The 15,894-nt window shown below is 63.4% G+C and carries 11 protein-coding genes; 5 read left to right on the top strand and 6 right to left on the bottom strand.

What is annotated here, in order from left to right; genetic code table 11:
• Positions 1 to 30 precede the first annotated feature (30 nt).
• Positions 31 to 1,602: an endonuclease/exonuclease/phosphatase family protein gene (locus OKA05_RS11895; RefSeq protein ID WP_264487361.1), complete on the top strand. Its 1,572-nt coding sequence runs from the start codon at positions 31 to 33 to the stop codon at positions 1,600 to 1,602.
• A gap of 84 nt (positions 1,603 to 1,686) precedes the next feature.
• On the opposite strand, the gene OKA05_RS11890 is transcribed toward OKA05_RS11895, so the two are convergent.
• Both OKA05_RS11890 and OKA05_RS11885 read right to left on the bottom strand, forming a co-directional pair.
• Complete coding sequence (locus tag OKA05_RS11890) at positions 1,687 to 6,135, bottom strand: beta strand repeat-containing protein (protein ID WP_264487360.1); 4,449 nt, start codon at positions 6,133 to 6,135, stop codon at positions 1,687 to 1,689.
• Positions 6,136 to 6,387: 252 nt separating this feature from the next.
• The gene (locus OKA05_RS11885) at positions 6,388 to 7,563 is read right to left on the bottom strand and encodes a BaiN/RdsA family NAD(P)/FAD-dependent oxidoreductase (RefSeq protein ID WP_264487359.1); all 1,176 of its coding nucleotides are present in this window, start codon (positions 7,561 to 7,563) and stop codon (positions 6,388 to 6,390) included.
• Between the two features lie 47 nt (positions 7,564 to 7,610).
• Between OKA05_RS11885 and OKA05_RS11880 the strand changes: the two genes are divergently transcribed.
• Both OKA05_RS11880 and OKA05_RS11875 read left to right on the top strand, forming a co-directional pair.
• Entirely contained in the window at positions 7,611 to 7,820 is a 210-nt protein-coding gene (locus OKA05_RS11880) for a hypothetical protein (RefSeq protein ID WP_264487358.1), read from the top strand.
• Positions 7,821 to 7,882: 62 nt separating this feature from the next.
• Positions 7,883 to 8,287, top strand: coding sequence for a hypothetical protein (locus tag OKA05_RS11875; protein WP_264487357.1), 405 nt, complete (start codon positions 7,883 to 7,885; stop codon positions 8,285 to 8,287).
• On the opposite strand, the gene pyrG is transcribed toward OKA05_RS11875, so the two are convergent.
• The 4 genes from pyrG to OKA05_RS11855 all read right to left on the bottom strand — a co-directional run bounded on the left by pyrG (position 8,281) and on the right by OKA05_RS11855 (position 12,750).
• Positions 8,281 to 9,897, bottom strand: a complete 1,617-nt coding sequence (gene pyrG / locus OKA05_RS11870; protein WP_264487356.1) for a CTP synthase — start codon at positions 9,895 to 9,897, stop codon at positions 8,281 to 8,283. The two genes, OKA05_RS11875 and pyrG, sit on opposite strands and share 7 nt — an antisense overlap.
• Entirely contained in the window at positions 9,894 to 10,655 is a 762-nt protein-coding gene (gene kdsB / locus OKA05_RS11865) for a 3-deoxy-manno-octulosonate cytidylyltransferase (RefSeq protein WP_264487355.1), read from the bottom strand. The genes pyrG and kdsB overlap by 4 nt, the downstream gene beginning before the upstream one ends.
• Positions 10,656 to 10,719: 64 nt before the next feature.
• Positions 10,720 to 10,962, bottom strand: coding sequence for a hypothetical protein (locus tag OKA05_RS11860; RefSeq protein ID WP_264487354.1), 243 nt, complete (start codon positions 10,960 to 10,962; stop codon positions 10,720 to 10,722).
• A gap of 9 nt (positions 10,963 to 10,971) precedes the next feature.
• Positions 10,972 to 12,750: a sodium:solute symporter family transporter gene (locus OKA05_RS11855; RefSeq protein WP_264487353.1), complete on the bottom strand. Its 1,779-nt coding sequence runs from the start codon at positions 12,748 to 12,750 to the stop codon at positions 10,972 to 10,974.
• Between the two features lie 424 nt (positions 12,751 to 13,174).
• On the opposite strand from OKA05_RS11855, the gene dnaA reads away from it, so the two are divergent.
• Together dnaA and dnaN are read left to right on the top strand one after the other, a co-directional pair.
• A complete protein-coding gene (gene dnaA / locus OKA05_RS11850; protein WP_264487352.1) occupies positions 13,175 to 14,593 on the top strand; it encodes a chromosomal replication initiator protein DnaA in 1,419 nt (472 codons plus the stop codon).
• Between the two features lie 140 nt (positions 14,594 to 14,733).
• The gene (gene dnaN, locus OKA05_RS11845) at positions 14,734 to 15,831 is read left to right on the top strand and encodes a DNA polymerase III subunit beta (RefSeq protein ID WP_264487351.1); all 1,098 of its coding nucleotides are present in this window, start codon (positions 14,734 to 14,736) and stop codon (positions 15,829 to 15,831) included.
• Positions 15,832 to 15,894: the final 63 nt, after the last annotated feature.

The following is a 15,894-nucleotide window of genomic DNA, read 5'->3' as shown; positions in this document are numbered from 1 at the left end:
CTCGTGGAAGTGCGGAGGAATGGAGATGCCATGATCAAAGCCCTCGTATCCGGAATCTTATGGGCCGCGGCGGTCCTCGCCCCGCTGCGCGCCGCCCCCAAAACCATCACGCTGAATGCGGCGTCGTACCCCGCGGGCAGCCCGATCACCGCGACCTTCGGCGGCGGCCCTGGCAACAACAACGACTGGATCGGAATCTTTCCGGCCAGCATCACCACGCCGTCCACCGGCACCTACCTTGACTGGCTTTACACCAACGGCACGCAGACTCCGGGCGGCAACTTGAAGAATGGCAACGTGACCTTCGCCAATCCGACGCTGGTCCCCGGCAACTACAAGGTGTGGTTCCTCGCCGCGAATGGCTACACCAAGCTCGCTGGTCCGGCCCAGTTCAGCGTGACGCCGACGGGTGGTCCGGCCCAGCCGGCGTGGGTCGTGGCGAGCTTCGTGCAGCGCCACGCGGTGGCCGGGCAGGCGTATTCGGGAAAGGTTCACGCCTACGCTTTCGATCCCGATCCGGGAGATGCGTTGGTCTTCTCCAAGGTCTCCGGTCCTGCATGGCTGCAGGTTTCCGCTGCCGGCGTGCTGTCGGGAACACCGGCCGCAGGCGATGCCGGTAATGGCAGCTTCGTCGTCCGCGCCACGGATCTGTTAGGAAATTCCAGCACGGCCACGATGTCGATTCCCGTGTTCCAAGCGGGTCAGGAGACTGTCGCGGTGCTGCGCGTCATGTCCTACAACCTGTGGCACGGCTGGGGCCAGGTGAATCAAGGCACCACCAAAGGCATTCGTTCCATCATCGAGGCGGACGTGGACATCATCGGCACGCAGGAGACGGTGGACAATGTGTCGGGCTCGAATGCCTACCGGGTGCAGACGATCGCCAATGAGCTCGGCTGGTACTACAGCCCCACCGGCTCAGGAGACAGCGGCATCGCGAGCCGTTACCCGATCACGGCGACCTACACCGCCGCCAATGGCGTCGCCAAGGGAGCCCGGGTCCGCCTTTGCAGCAATCCGCTGCGCGAGGTGGTGATCTTCAATACCCATCTCGACCACCAGCGCTACGGCCCCTACGAGGCCAAGCGCGCAGGCTCCACGAATGCCAGCGTTCTGGCCGAGGAACTCGCTTCGCAACGCGACGAGCAGATCGCGGGCATCCTCAGTGGAATGACGAGTTACCTGGCGAATGCAAGTACGGCTCCTGTCTTCCTCACCGGTGACTTCAACTGCCCCTCGCATCTCGATTGGACGAGTGCGAATGCCTCGGCTCACTATGGCAAGGTCGTGCAATGGCCGGTCACGGTGGCGGTGGCCAATGCCGGCATGACCGACTCGTTCCGCCAAATCTTCCCCAATCCCCAATCCCAGCCGGGAATCACTTGGTCGCCGGTTTACAGCAGCCCGAATGAAGCGCAGGACCGGATCGATTTCGTCTTCCACAAGGGCAGCCCTGCGACCCCCGTCTCAGCGGAGGTTTTCACGAACGCCGTGGAGAACGCCGGCTATGTTTACAGCGACAATGTCCAGGCGACGCGGAACAACACCTGGCCGAGCGATCATGCCTCGGTGGTGGTGACGTTCCAGCTCGCCTGGCCGTGACTCTCTGGGTAACGAGGGATTAAGAAGAAGGCCGCCACCGGATGATCCGGTGGCGGCCCTGCCATACCACTTTGAAGTATATCTTCAGGGAACTTCGACCTTGAGGCGGGCGAAGAACTTGCCGATCGCGCGCGGGATCTTCACGGTGACGAGATCGGCCCCGGCATCGTTTTCCTCCACATCGACGATCACGCCGTTCGGATCGGTGGAATCACCGGCGGTGATGGTGGCCTCGGCCCAGGTCGTGAGGTCTTGGCCGTATTGGACGAGCTGCTCGCTCAAGATTCCCTCCGCGTCGTCGCGGCGATGGAAGGTGAGCGTGAGGTAGTCTTGGCTCAGGCTGGCGACGGGCAGGATGGAGCGGTCGCTGGCGAGCGGATTGCCATCCAGGTAGAACTCGGTGAGGTTGTCCATGCCATCCTTCTCAGGGTCGTCGCCCGTGCCGTTTTCACGGCCGGGCGAGCCGTCGAGGCCCTTGAGGGTGGCCCACGTGCCGAACGCATTGCCCGGACCGGTGGTCACCACGAGTGTGCCAGTGCTGCCGGTGAAATACGTGCCGTAGACGGGAGTCGTGGGCCCGTAGGTTCCGGCGGGAACCTGCGTTCCGCCGAGGAAGAGGGTCCCGACGGTGTCCTCCGTCCCGGTGCCGAGATTGAGCACCGCGCCGCTGTCGATGGTCACCGCCGACGCGTCGCCGAGGAACGCCGTGCTCACCGAGAGAACGCCCGCGTGGACGGTGGTGTTGCCGGTGTAGGTGTTCGCTCCGGTGAGGGTGAGGGTGCCGGTGCCGTTCTTCACCAGGCTGAGGGTGCCCGTTCCGCCGTCGAGGAGGACGCCGGCATAGGTGGTGCTGGTCGAGTTGCCAACGGTCAGGACGGACGGGGTCGTGCCGTAGTTGCCGATCTTCCCGCCGGTACCGGTGAGGCTGGCAAAGGTGAAGCTATAGCCGTTCAGCCACATGTTCGAGCTGTTCACCTCAAGCGGTCCGGTGCTGAACGCGTATTGGCTCCCCGCCTTCACCATGCCGCCGGCGTTGCCGTTGATGAGCGTGGAAGCATAGGAGTTCTGCACGGACGGAGCCAGCGTCAGGGTGCCGGGGAAGGCTTCCGCGGCCTGCGCTTGGGAGTGTAGTTGCAAGACATAAGGTCCGCTGATCGTGCCGGTGACGGTGAGCTGGCCGTTGACCTGGGCGAAGATGCCCGCGTTGGCGGTGAGGGTAATGTTTCCCCCCCACGTCGCGCCGGCATTCGCAGCCACGCGCAGGGCTCCAGCGTTGAAGCCGCCTTCACCCCAGCCGTAACCGGCCATCTGGAGCGGGGTGGTGTAGGGAGTGCCGCTGTTGAGCACCAGGATCTGCGAGCCATCGGCGAGCACCAGCGCGGAGGTGCCGCCCATGCTGTCGGGGGTTGGGGTCTGCACGCGGCCCTTCAGGACGGACAGGGTGCCGGTGAAATCCGGCGTGAACGCCAGATCGCCCCAGTTGGCCGAGCCGTTGACGGCCTGTGCGGAGTTCAGGGTGACGAGCCCCGGACCGGTGACTTTCGACCACGGAGAAATTCCCGAGGCGGAGAAATTGATGGCGGTCGCGAAGTCGATGGCCAGCGTGGTGCCAGCAGCGAGATCGTACACGGTGGTCGTGCCAAGCGCACCGTTGACCACGCCGTCGCCGAATTTCACGGTGCCCCCGCTGATCGCGAACGGACCGTCGAAGGTGTTGGCGAGCCCGGTGAAGATCTGGGTGCCGCCGCCGGTTTTGGAAAGGCCGCTCGTCGCGTCAAAGCCGAAGCCGGAGATCGATCCTGCGTAGGTGGAACTGCCCGTGGGGTTGAAAACGACGTTGCCGCCATTGACCGCGAGCGGTCCCGCGATGGACCCGTTGGAGGTGCCGTCGCCGAATTGCAGGGTGCCGCCGTTGACGGCGGTGGTGCCGCCGTAGGTGTTGGCGGTGGTGACGGTGAGCTTGCGGCTGCCCTCCTTGGTGAGTCCGGCGGTGGCGCCGGCGATGGCTCCCGTGCCACTCAGCGTGTAGTCCTTGCTGTTGTTGCTGAATCTGACGTTGGACGGATTGACGGTGCTGTTGAGGATGACATCGGTCCTGGTGGCGGTGTCATTGAACAGCGCGTTGTCGTTTTCCTGGTAGGTGTTAGACACGCCGCTGAGCGTCCAGTTGGAGGTGGTGTTGATGTCCCACAGCGAGTTGACATTGACGCCCGTCCACTGCAGCGGGTTCACGGCGGTGACGCGGAGCTTCACCATCCCATCCTCGTCAACGATGCTGGCGACCACGCCGCGCCCCAGCGGGGCGAGCTGGAAAGCGCTGGCGCCAACCCCCTGGATGGCGCCGGCGCCGAAGTGGTCGATCAGCGGGTAGTCTCCCACCGCGAGCGTGCCGGAGATGGTGACCGTCACGGGGCCCAGTGTCGCAAGGACGGTGGAGGCGGTGATCGGAGCGGTGGATTGGGCGGGGAGCACCAGCTGGGAGCCACCGGCAAGCGTGAGGTCCGGCACCAACGCCGACGAGCCGGAGCTACCGCTGATAGAGACCGTGCCGCCGGAGGCGGCGTAGAGGGGGCCGGCGAGGCTGCTGGCCGTATCCAGCTCCAGGGTGCCCTGGTTGACGGCGGTGGTGCCGGTGAAGGGCTGGGACGAGAAAAAGACCAGTTTTCCCGCGCCCGTCTTGGTCAAGCCGCCGGTGCCCGTGAGCGCATTCTTGATGCCGACGGTGAAGCCGTTGGTATTGAAGGACAGTCCGCTGTTGCCGAGTACCACCCTAGGGCGCGCGGCATTGTTCGCGGTGGGCTGGAAGAAATCCGGCTCGGTGGCGAGCGCCTTGATGGCCCCCCCGTCGCCATTGATCGTGTTGAGAAGGGCGGACGCGGAGCCGCCGGAGCGGACGGACTTGGTGGCGAGGGTTCCCCCGTTGAGGTTGAGGGTGGCGGACATGCCTCCGTTGGTGCCGGCGTCATCGCGGCCGAGGGTGACGTAGTTGTTCACCGTGAGCGTGGAGGTGCCGAGGAGGTTGACGGTCGCGGTGGCCGGGGCGCCGCCGATGTGGCCGAGGGTGAACTCCCTAAGGGTGAGCGAGGCGGTGTCGGACAGGGTGACGTTGGTGCTGCCGGTGGCCCCGGCAGCGCCGCCGTAGTCGCCGGCCTTCCATTTCATGTTGCCTCCGTTGAGGGCGCTGGTGCCGGAGAGGGTGACGGTGGCTTGGGCGCCATTGCCGCCGCCGATGACGTAGGTGCCGGCACCGGTGGCGTTGAGGGTGCCGCCGGTCATGCGGAGGGTGCCCTTGCCCACGTTGCTGGCGACGGACAGCTCGCCGCCCACGGTGACGGTCGCGGTGTTGGAGGTGACATCGAGCAGTCCGGTGCCCGAGTAGCCGATCTGCATCGAGCCGGTCACCTGGACGATGCCGCTGTCCTTGACGTTGAGGGTGGCGTTGGCCGTGGCGCCTTCCGTCATGCGGAGGGAGTTCTGGGAGACCAGTTTGCCACTGTTCTGGACAGTGACGGTGCCGGTGCCGTTGGAGCGGCCGATGGTGAACGCGAAACCGGTGGCACCTTTCGTAAGGGTGGCGTTGTCGGAGATGGTGAGGGTGCCGGTGCCGCCGGAGGCGTTGCCGACATACATCTCATTGGCGAGGACGTTGAACGCCGAGGATCCCGTGAGGGTCAGGGTGCCTTGGGCGGTGTTCGCGTTCCCCAGGATGCAGGTGCCGGTGGACAGGGTAAAGGTCGAGGAGTCCTGGAGGGCGACGGTGCCGATGGAGTTTGCCGCATTGCCGATGGTGACAGTGCCGCCGGAAGCGAGCACCGAGGAGGTGCTCTTGAGGGTGACGTTGCCGGTTCCGGCGTTGCCGATCACGAACTGGTTGGCGGACTTGAGGGAGGAGCTGTCATTGAGGGTGACGTTACCGGTGCCCCGGACCCCATCGCCGATGATGAAGGTGTTGGTGGCACCCTTTTTCTCGATGACGGCGCTGTTGTTTAGCGTCACGTTGGCGGTGCCATTCACGCGACCGAGGATGACGTAATCGTTGGTGGCGGTGAGCGAGGCCGTGTCCGAGAGGGTCGCGGTGACGTTGGTGACGACGGTGGTCACGCCCGTGCCCTCGCCGTCCGCAACGTAGATGCGATCGGCGGCGGTGATGGCGGAGGCGCCCGACATCGTCAGCGCGACGGTTCCGCCGGCCAAATTGTAGGCATAGTCCCCGATCTTCAGGCTATCGGTGTCGGTGAGGGTGGTTGTGGCGAGCGTTCCCCCGGTCATGGCGAGGGAGCCGTTGACGAGGCGGAACTTGTCAATCGTGATGGCGTCACCGGAGGCGAGGGTGGCCGAACCGCCGTTGGAGATGATGGCGCGGTCGAGGGTGGTCGGCGGGTTGCCAAGGGACCAGTTGGTACCGACGGTCCATGTGGCGGGGCCGGTGACGCTCCACAGGTCATCGGCGGCCCGCGCCGTGTGGATCGCGGCACAGGTGAAAACCATCACGGAGGATGGGAGCAGGTAGGAGCTGAGCGAGTATTTTTTCATTGGGAGCTTCGAGGGCATATGAGCGATGCAGAGTGCATTCGAAGTCGACGTGCAGGTCGCCCATGGGCGATGTCGGGCGAGGGGAGACCCTCCCAAAGGAAACATGTCGGCGACTAACAGAAGCCAGCGAGCTTCTGGATGAATGCATCCGGACCATTCAATGCCATCACGTACGATGGACGCCGTAGGTTTAGTTGATTCCAGAAAAAACCTGAGTGGGCTTTCTTCGATCCGGCGTTTGATACGCCCCGCTCAAGAGGCGGCAATCGCTTTGCCTACAAGCGTTCCAGTGGCGAAACAACCTTGCATGAGATAGCCGCCGGTGGTCGCTTCCCAATCGATCATTTCTCCCGCGACAAACACACGGGTAAGTTTACGTAGCATCAAATTCACATCGAGCTCGTCCCATCTAACACCTCCAGCGGAAGAAATCGCTTCATCGATCGGACGTGGACCAATGAGCGGGATTGCGCAGCTTTTGGCCCTTTCCGCTAAACCTGTGGCAGAGGACTGATCCGAATGCCCGGCGCAGATGATCGCGTGCGTGGCATCGCTCAATCTCCAGCATTGCTTGCAGGCGGTGACGGCGGGCAGCTTGGAGGCTGCTAGTTTCGTGACCAGCTCCTCAAGCGAGTAGGTAGGTTTGAAGTCGATGTGTACGACGGGTTCGGGCATCGCGCGCAGGTGAGTGCCGAGCTGATAGATGGCACCGCCTTCGAGTCCGTAGGACGTGACCATCAGTTCTCCTTTCACTTCGTGATCTCCGGCGCGGACGACGAGGTTCTTCAGCGGCTTGCCTTCCGCGGTCGCGAGGACTTCCCGAGGCCACGCAGTCTCCCAACCGCAGTTGGCGGGAGCGAGTGGATTCACACCGATGCCAAGGGACGTAAGAATCGATGTCCAATGACCGTCCGAGCCGGTGATGGGCCATGATGCACCACCGAGTGCAAGGATCACGGCATCGCTCGTAAAAGTACGGTGTTCATCGTAGATCGAGAACTCCAGCTCGTGCGGCGGACCCGGCTTGAGGCCGGTCCAGCGGTGATTCATTTCGAAGGTCACGCCAAGCCCGCGCAAGCGGTCCACCCAGCGCCGGAGCAGGGGGGCGGCTTTCATCTCGCGCGGATAAACGCGGCCGGTGCGCTGCTCGAAAGTCTCGATGCCCAGGCCGGCCGCCCATTCGCGCAGATCGGACGGGGTGAAGGCGGAAATGGCGTGCTGCCAGAAATCCGCCGGACCCGAGTAACGAGAGATGAAGCGCCCGAGGTCTTCGCCATGCGTGAGGTTCAGTCCGCCGCGACCTGCCACGAGCAACTTGCGCCCCACGGATGGCTTGGCGTCGAAGATGGTCACGGACGCGCCCGCAGACGCCGCCACTTCCGCGGCGCGCAGTCCCGCCGGTCCTCCACCGATGACCCCGAGTTTCATGTTGTCGCGAGGCTGGTCATTGCGGGGCGCGTGCGTCAGGCTGCGGCATGCGTTTGCAGCAGGACCAGTTGTGGAAGAAGGGCGCGGAGTTCATCCGGATCACGCGGCTGGAGCGATTCGAAGTGGCCTACAAGACGATGGCCGACCTGTCCACGAAGGAAGGCGAGCACCACGTGCTGCCGAAAAAGGAATTCTGCCGCTTGGTGCGGGGTGCGACGCTGGTGGAGTCGGAGACCGAGGGGGAACCGGAGGCATAGCCGGCAAATGCGGGCTTGCCGCGGCGGGGACCATCCGGGCATGGTGTACGGTAGAACGCGCCATGAAAGAGAATCATGAGAAGACCGGCCTCGCGGCATTCATCCTCGCGGTGGCAGCCATCCTGAGCTTCGGGATCGCCGTAATCCCGGCCCTGATCTGCGCCGTGATCTCGAAGCGGCAGTCTGAGGCCGCCGGTGTTCCGACCGATGGCTTTGCCACGGCGTCGATGGTGATCAGCGGATTCATCCTCGGACTGTGGGCGCTGGTGATCTTCGGCGGTGGCGCGCTTTTGCTCGGCCTCGGTTACAAGATGGAAGTGCCGAACCTTTCCGAAGCCATGCACCTGGGCCTGCTCATCGCGACCGGCAGCGGCATCGCGCTTCTCGCGACCGCGCTGGTGGTTCGGAACCAGACTCGCCGCCGCGAGCAACGGCGGCGGCTGCGCCAGCTTGCCGGGCGTCACTGAGCCTGCGCGCGCTCGAGCGATGCCTTCACGAAGCCGGCGAACAGCGGGTGCGGCTTGTTCGGCTTCGACTGGAACTCGGGGTGGAACTGCGCGCCCACGAAGAAGGGGTGATTCGGCAGCTCGACGATTTCAACGAGGCCTTCCTTCTCGGAGACCGAGGAGATGACCAGCCCGCAATCCTGGAGCTTTTCCTGGAAGTCGGAGTTGAACTCATACCGGTGGCGGTGGCGTTCATGAATGCGATCCGCATTGCCGTAGAGGTCGGCGGCCTTGGTGCCGGCGAAGACGATGCTCTCGCAGGAACCGAGGCGCATGGTGGCGCCCATGTCCTCCACGCCCTTCTGCTCTTCCTGTAGGCAGATGACGGGGAATGGCGTGTTCTTGTCGAACTCGGTCGAGTTTGCGCCACGCAGCTTGCAGACATTGCGCGCGAACTCGATGGTCGCGATCTGCATCCCGAGGCAGATGCCGAAATACGGGATGTTGTTTTCCCGCGCGTATTGGGCCGCTTGGATCTTGCCCTCGATGCCGCGATCACCGAAGCCGCCGGGGACGAGGATGCCATCGACCTCGCCAATGACCGCCTTTGCGCCGTGGTCCTCGATCGCCTCGGCTTCGACGCGGATGATGTTGACCTTGGTGTCGTGGTGCGCGCCGGCGTGGATCAGCGATTCGTAGATCGACTTGTACGCGTCCTGCAGCTCGATGTATTTGCCGGCGACGGCGATGGTCACCTTGTTCTTCGGGTGGATGACGCGGCGGACGAAATGCTCCCAATCGTCAAGGGCTGGAGAAGGTGTATGGCCGAGACCGATCCTGTCCACCACGAGGCGGTCGATCTTGTCGCGGCGCAGGTCCAGCGGGCATTCGTAGATCGTGTGGGCGACATCGCGGAAGGCGACCACGTTCTTCTTCTCCACGTTGCAGAACATCGCGATCTTCTTGCGGTTGTCCTCGTCGAGGTCGGCTTCGGTGCGGCAGATGATGATGTCCGGCTGGATGCCGAGTTCGCGGAGTTTGGCGACGGACTGCTGGGTCGGCTTGGTCTTCACCTCGCCGGCCGCCTTGATGAAAGGCAGCAGCGTGACGTGGATGAAGCAGACGTTGTCCTTGCCGACTTCGAGCGCGAACTGGCGTAGGGCTTCGATGAAAAGGAGTCCTTCCATGTCGCCGACGGTGCCACCGATCTCGGTGATCAGCACATCCACGTCGGGGTTGTTGTCGGTGACGGCGTGAAGGCGGGATTTAATCTCGTCGGTGACGTGCGGGATGAACTGCACCGTCTTGCCGAGGTATTCGCCCCTGCGCTCCTTCTTGATGACGGCGTCGAAGACCTGGCCGGAGGTCAGGTTATTCAGCCGCGACATCACGCCGGAGGTGAAGCGTTCGTAGTGGCCGAGGTCGAGGTCGGTCTCCGCACCGTCGTCGAGGACGTACACCTCGCCGTGCTGGTAGGGCGACATGGTGCCCGGGTCTACGTTGAGGTAGGGGTCGAATTTCTGCATCAGCGTCTTGAGCCCCCGGTGCTCGAGCAGCGCGCCGATGGAGGCCGCGGCGAGGCCTTTGCCGAGAGACGAGACGACGCCGCCGGTGACGAAGATGTATTTCATGGGTGGGACAGTTGGCTGGTAAGGATGGATTCGACGTGGGCGGCCTGTTCGGGAGTGTCGACACCGGGCGAGGTGTCGTGGGTAGGCAAGACCTTGATGGACGCGCCGTTTTCAAGGGCGCGGAGTTGTTCGAGCGATTCGGCCCGCTCGAGCGGAGAGGGGGGCCAGGTGACGAAGCGCTCAAGGAAAGTACGACGGTATGCGTAGATCCCCTTGTGACGATAGACGGGCAGGCCTTCGACCGCATTGCGGAAGAAGGGCAGGGGAGAGCGGGAGAAGTAGAGCGCGCGGCCGTCGAGTGCGGTGACGACTTTCACGACGTTCGGATCCTGCACCGCGGGATCGTCGGGATCGAGCGGGTTGGCGGCGGTCGCCATGTCGAGCGAAGCGTCGGCGGCCATCGCGGCGGCGAGTTCGTCGACGAGGGCTGGATCGATCAGCGGTTCGTCGCCCTGGATATTGACGATGATGTCGACTTGTGGGAGCGAGCGGACGGCCTCGGCCAAGCGATCAGTGCCGGTCGGGTGCTCGGGCGAGGTCATGATGGCCTTGGCGCCGAAGCTCTCCGCAGCAGCGAAGATCCGCTCGTCATCGGTGGCGATGTAGAGGTCGTCGAGGCGCGTGCATTTCCGGCACTGCTCCCAGACGTGCTGGACGAGCGGCTTGCCGGCAATGAGGTGGAGGGGCTTTCCGGGGAAGCGAGTGGACCCCCAGCGCGCTGGAAGAATACCGATGATGTGTGGTGCCGCTCCGCCCATGAATTGCTCGGCGCGGAGACTAGGGGGCGACTCCGGGGCCGGGCAAGAGCGGTGTGGAAATTCCTCAGTGACCGGTCCACGTGCCGCCGCTTTCGAGGAAAACGAGCGCCTTATCGAACGAGCAATTCGTCAGGAAATGCTCAAGCCGTGCCGGGATCTCGCCGCGATGCGCCTGATGCCACGCGAGGATTTCCTCGGAGACCGATTTCAGGGACTCAAGGTGCGCGGCGGGATCGCGGTCGCGGAACGCGTGGTCGGCGATGGTTTCCTTGCGGCGGCGGAGCAGGTCGGCGAGGTCGTCGTGCATGGTTCAGGCTCAGGCGGATTGGGCGACGTAGGCGGCTCCCTTGCGCGGGAAGCACAGGCCCACCATCACGGTGACCAGCGTGCCCAGCATGATGCGCCAGGTGAAGGCAATCACCGGCACCCACGATGGCAGGTACCACGGTTCGTGGCTGGTGCGACTGGCCCAGAGGTCTCGGACCTCGGCTTCCGGAAGCTTGGTCTTTTCGACGACCTGGGCGACGAGTTCGGGCGTGGCCGGTTGGAAGGAGGTGGCGAAAGTGGAGTAGGCGGGCGCGGCCTTCAGGGCGACGAGGGCCTTGCGGACTTTGGCCTCCTTGTCGTGGAAGATGTCGTAAACGTCATTGTGCGCGCTGGAGAAAAAGCAGACGACCAGCAGGCCTGCGGCCATCGCGATCGCGTTGCCCCGGCAAGTCCCGCGGGTCTTGGTGAGCATGCCGATCAGGAACACCCCGAGCAGCGAGCCATAGGTGTAGCCGAAGCTGCCGAGGACGATGGGGATGATGCGGAGGTCGGGATTCTTCAGCTTGATGAATGCAGTGCCGATGCCAATGAGAGCGAGCAGCACCGCAAAACCCGCGGTAGCCCAACGCGCTGCCTTGAACTGCTCATTCGACGACGCATTCGGACGGAAGTAGCCGACATACCAGTCTTTCGTAAAGGTGGTGGCCAGTGCGTTGAGGGCCGTGCTCAGCGAGCCCATCGCGGTGGCGAAAAGGCCGGCGGCCAGCAGACCGCGCAGCCCGGGCGCGAGATCGTGAACCATGAACCAAGCGAAGATGCCAGGATCGTGTGCCGGGGCGCGATCGGCATTCTGCGTGTAGAAACGGAAGAGCAGGATTCCGATGGCGAGGAAGCCGATCACCACCGGCAGATCGATCAGACCCGAGAGAATCACCGCGCGCTGGCCTTTCTTGTGGTCCTTCGACGTGAGCATCCGCTGCACCATGTCCTGATCGGTGCCGTGGGTTGCCAGCGTGGTGAAGACGGAGCCGAGGAAGGCCGCCCACAGCGTGTATTCCTGCGTGAGGATCCCGCGGACGTTCTCGCCGAAGCCTTTGGTGGAATCGATGCCTGTATCGACAAAGGCGGGAGTCTTGATCGACTCGAAGAAGCCGCCCCATCCGCCGGTTTTTCCAAGCAGCCAGAAGAACACGTAGATCGCGGAGCCGAACATCAGGCTGACTTGGATGAGGTCGGTCCAGACCACGGCCTTGATGCCTCCGAGGGTGGTGTAGAGTGCGGTCAGGAAAGTGATGACCACCACCGCGCCGACGTAGATAAAAAGCTCCTGCTGGAACCGTGCCTCGCCCTCGAGCTGGCGGAATGCCGGATGCAGCACCTCCCACGCGAGCACCAGCAAGATGGCTGCGACGAAGATCCGCGAGCCGCTGGCCAAGGAGCGCGTGAGCAGGAACACGAACGACGAGATCCTTCGCGTCATCCGGCCGAAGCGGATCTCCAGGAACTCGTAGATGCTCACCACCTTAAGGTCGTAGAAGGGCTTGATGAAGACCGCGGCCACCAGCAGCCGTGCGATGATCGTGCCGATCACGAGCTGGGCGTAGAGGAAGTTCAGCTTGGCGTAGCCTTCGCTCGGTGTGCCGAGGAAAGTGCCGGCGGAAATTTCAGATGCGAGAATCGACGCGAGGACCGCCCACCATGGCATCGAGCGGTTGCCCAGCGCGTAGGTCTCCATCGTTTTCTGGCCCCGCGCGGCGTAAAGCCCGATGCCGATGATCACCACGAAGTAAACGACGATGATGGCGAGGTCGAAACCGGCTCCGGACATGCGGCGGAGTCTTTCCCGTCACGTGCAGGGCGACAAGCGAAAGGCGGGTCCACGTCGCTTTCCTTTCGTATGTAAGGAGTTCCGCGCGCTCAACGTATCCGAATGAAATTTTATGTCACATCCGAGGTGCGGAAATCCGTTGATTTCAAACGGTGAGCGCCTTTTGGGGATGGGGATGCACCCCGGATCTTTCGGGAAAATTAAGGAAAGTAGGGGTCAAGGTTTAAAAAACTTCTGTCGTGGAACGCTTGTGGAAAGTGGGAGCGGGCGCAGGAGCTGTTAGAGCAGGTGAAATTTGAATCCCACTCGCCGTGGAGGACAGGCTATCCCTCCTCCCCGCCGCGCTTCGGGGAGCTCCCAAACAACTGCTTGGGAAAGGGGCGCGGCACACAAAAACCATTTTCTGATTACACACGTGACAAACATGGATTCTGAGGAGTTCGAAGAGGATGCAATGACGGCCGTCACCGACGTCGCCGCTCAATGGGAGGCAACCTGCGAAGTTCTCGGTGGTCTGGTGAGCAAGGACGCTTACCAGCGCTGGTTCCGGGCTTCGCGGTTGGTGGCAGTGGAGGATTCGAAGGCAGTGGTGGCCGTGCCGAATGACATTCACCAGGTGTGGATCGAGACGAACTACATGCCGGAACTCGCCACCGCGGTGGCGGAAACGATGGAAGGCGTCCGCGGGGTGAAGCTGGTGGTGGAGGACAAGCTCCCGGAGATCCTTGAACCGGTCTCCGACCTCGACCGCGCGGTGCCAGCCCGCTCGGTGAACGTCGCTTCGGCAGCGGGTGAGGTGCCGTTTGAGAAACGCCTCAAAACCTCCGGTCTCAATCCGCAGTTCACGCTCGATAATTTCGTCGTCGGCGCGAACAGCCAGTTCGCCCACGCGGCCTGCGAGGCCGTCGGCAAGCGCAAGGGCCCGGGCTACAACCCGCTCTTCATCCATGGCGGCTCCGGGCTCGGCAAGACCCACCTCATGCAGGCCATCGGCCAAGCGTATTTGCGCAGCTCGCCGACCTCACGGGTCGTCTATCTGACCTGCGAAAAGTTCACCAACGAGTTCATCGATGCCGTCCGGAAAGGCGACCTTGAGCGCTTCCGCAAGCGCTATCGCCACGCCGAGCTGATGTTGATCGACGACATCCAGTTCATCGGTGGCAAGGAGCGCTCGCAGGAGGAATTCTTCCACACCTTCAATTCGCTGCTGGATGGCCGTTGCCAGGTCGTCCTCACCAGCGATCGCCCGGCCAGCGAGATCAAGAGCCTCGAGCCGCGCCTGGTATCCCGTTTCGAATGCGGGCTCACCGTAGAGATCCAGCCGCCGGTCTTCGAGACCCGGCTCGCCATTCTCCAGAAGAAGCGCGACGAGTGGAAGGTGAAGGTCGAGGAGGGGATCATCCGTTTCCTGGCTGAGCGCATCCGCAGCAATGTCCGCCGCCTCGAGGGCGCCCTCATGCGGGTGGCCACCTTTGCCTCGCTCGCCGGCGAGCGCGTGACCGAGGATCGCGTGGAGCACCTGCTGCGCGACCTGCTGCGGGAGGAAACAGGCAAGCAGGTGACCGTCGACTCCATCCAGCGTGCCGTGGCCGACCATTATGACGTGCGTCTGGCCGACATGACCAGTCGCCGCCGCCCGGCCAGCATCGCTTTTCCCCGCCAGATCGCCATGTACCTGAGCCGGACGCTCACCAAGCAGTCTCTCATGGAGATCGGCGAGGCCTTCGGCGGACGGGATCACGGGACGGTCATCCATGCGGTAAAACGGATCACCGCGCAGATGGAACTGGACCCCTCGACCCGGGATTCGATCGGGGTGATCGAGGCCTCGTTGAGGCGTTGAAACCGCCGGGGATTTTTTGAAATTCCGGGAGGTCGTCCGAAGTGGGCGGCCTTCCATGGCATTCCCGATAGATTGGCTTGCCAAGGGTTAGAGATTGCGGAGAGCATCGCGCCCAGCCAACGCGTCTCCCGCTTTTCCCCATGAAGTTCAGCATTTCCAAAGAAGCCCTCCTTGAGGGGCTGCAGAAGGTCCAGCACGTGGTCAGCACCCGCACGACCCTGCCGATCCTTTCGAACGTGTTGCTGGTGGCGAAAAACGGCCGTCTGACGTTTACCACCACGGACCTTGATGTCGGCATCACCGGCTCGGTCGAGGCCAAGATCGAAAAGGAAGGCGCGACTACTCTGCCGGCCAAGCGCCTCGTCAACATCGTCCGCGAGCTTCCGGCCAGCGAGGTCGAGATCACCGTCGATGCCAAGAATGTCGCCTCGATCCAGAGCGGCCCGTCGTTCTTCAAGATCATCGGCCTGGGCCAGGACGACTTCCCGCCGCTCCCGGACTTCGACGGCGCCAAGGAATTCCGCATGCCGCAGCAATTGCTGCGCGACGGCCTCAAGAAGACTTCCTATGCGATCTCGACCGACGAGACCCGCTACGTGCTGAACGGCATCTACACCTCGTTCCGCGATGGCAAGCTGACGCTCGTCGCCACCGACGGCCGCCGCCTCGCGATGGTCGAGAACGACCTCGATTTCCCGGCCAGCCACGAGACCGACGTGATCGTGCCGACCAAGGCGGTCCAAGAACTCCAGCGCTTGCTCGGCGAAGCCGGCGAAGTGCTCATCCGCCTTTCCGACAGCCAGATTTCCTTCTCCATCGGGGAGCACCTGCTGATCAGCAAGCTGATCGAGGGCAACTACCCGAACTACCGCCAAGTGATCCCGGGCGACTCGACCGAGCGCGTCGAGCTGCCACGTGAATCGACCCTCGACACCGTCCGCCGCGTTTCGCTGCTGTCTTCCGACAAGTCGAACTCGGTGAAGCTCGTCTTCGGCGAGAATGTCGTGGAAGTCACCGCCAACTCGCCGGATGTCGGTGAAGCTCGCGAAACGATGGAGGTCGCCTACGGCGGCAAGGCGATGCAGATCGCGTTCAATCCGGAGTTCCTGATGGCCCCGCTGCGCAACCTCGAAAGCGACACCGTTTACCTCGACCTGATCGACGAGATGAGCCCCGGCGTCGTCCGCATCGATGGCAGCTTCCTCTACGTGATCATGCCGATGCGCGTGACGGGCTGAAGAGGTGCCGAGACTGCTTTTCCCAAGCCCGGACGCCGCGAGGTGCTCCGGGCTTTTTCGTTT

It is taken from the genome of Luteolibacter arcticus, assembly GCF_025950235.1.
GTDB lineage: Bacteria > Verrucomicrobiota > Verrucomicrobiia > Verrucomicrobiales > Akkermansiaceae > Haloferula > Haloferula arctica.
Note: the sequence above shows the minus strand (reverse complement) of the source record. Positions and strands in the feature narration are given on the sequence as shown.

Excerpts from the sequence above, each read along its gene's own strand:
- OKA05_RS11855 (WP_264487353.1), bottom strand. The coding sequence starts at position 12,750 with ATGTCCGGAGCCGGTTTCGACCTCGCCATCATCGTCGTTTACTTCGTG.
- OKA05_RS11890 (WP_264487360.1), bottom strand. The coding sequence starts at position 6,135 with ATGAAAAAATACTCGCTCAGCTCCTACCTGCTCCCATCCTCCGTGATG.
- OKA05_RS11885 (WP_264487359.1), bottom strand. The coding sequence starts at position 7,563 with ATGAAACTCGGGGTCATCGGTGGAGGACCGGCGGGACTGCGCGCCGCG.
- pyrG (WP_264487356.1), bottom strand. The coding sequence starts at position 9,897 with ATGAAATACATCTTCGTCACCGGCGGCGTCGTCTCGTCTCTCGGCAAA.
- OKA05_RS11895 (WP_264487361.1), top strand. The coding sequence starts at position 31 with ATGATCAAAGCCCTCGTATCCGGAATCTTATGGGCCGCGGCGGTCCTC.
- OKA05_RS11875 (WP_264487357.1), top strand. The coding sequence starts at position 7,883 with ATGAAAGAGAATCATGAGAAGACCGGCCTCGCGGCATTCATCCTCGCG.
- dnaN (WP_264487351.1), top strand. The coding sequence starts at position 14,734 with ATGAAGTTCAGCATTTCCAAAGAAGCCCTCCTTGAGGGGCTGCAGAAG.
- OKA05_RS11880 (WP_264487358.1), top strand. The coding sequence starts at position 7,611 with ATGCGTTTGCAGCAGGACCAGTTGTGGAAGAAGGGCGCGGAGTTCATC.
- OKA05_RS11860 (WP_264487354.1), bottom strand. The coding sequence starts at position 10,962 with ATGCACGACGACCTCGCCGACCTGCTCCGCCGCCGCAAGGAAACCATC.
- kdsB (WP_264487355.1), bottom strand. The coding sequence starts at position 10,655 with ATGGGCGGAGCGGCACCACACATCATCGGTATTCTTCCAGCGCGCTGG.
- dnaA (WP_264487352.1), top strand. The coding sequence starts at position 13,175 with ATGGATTCTGAGGAGTTCGAAGAGGATGCAATGACGGCCGTCACCGAC.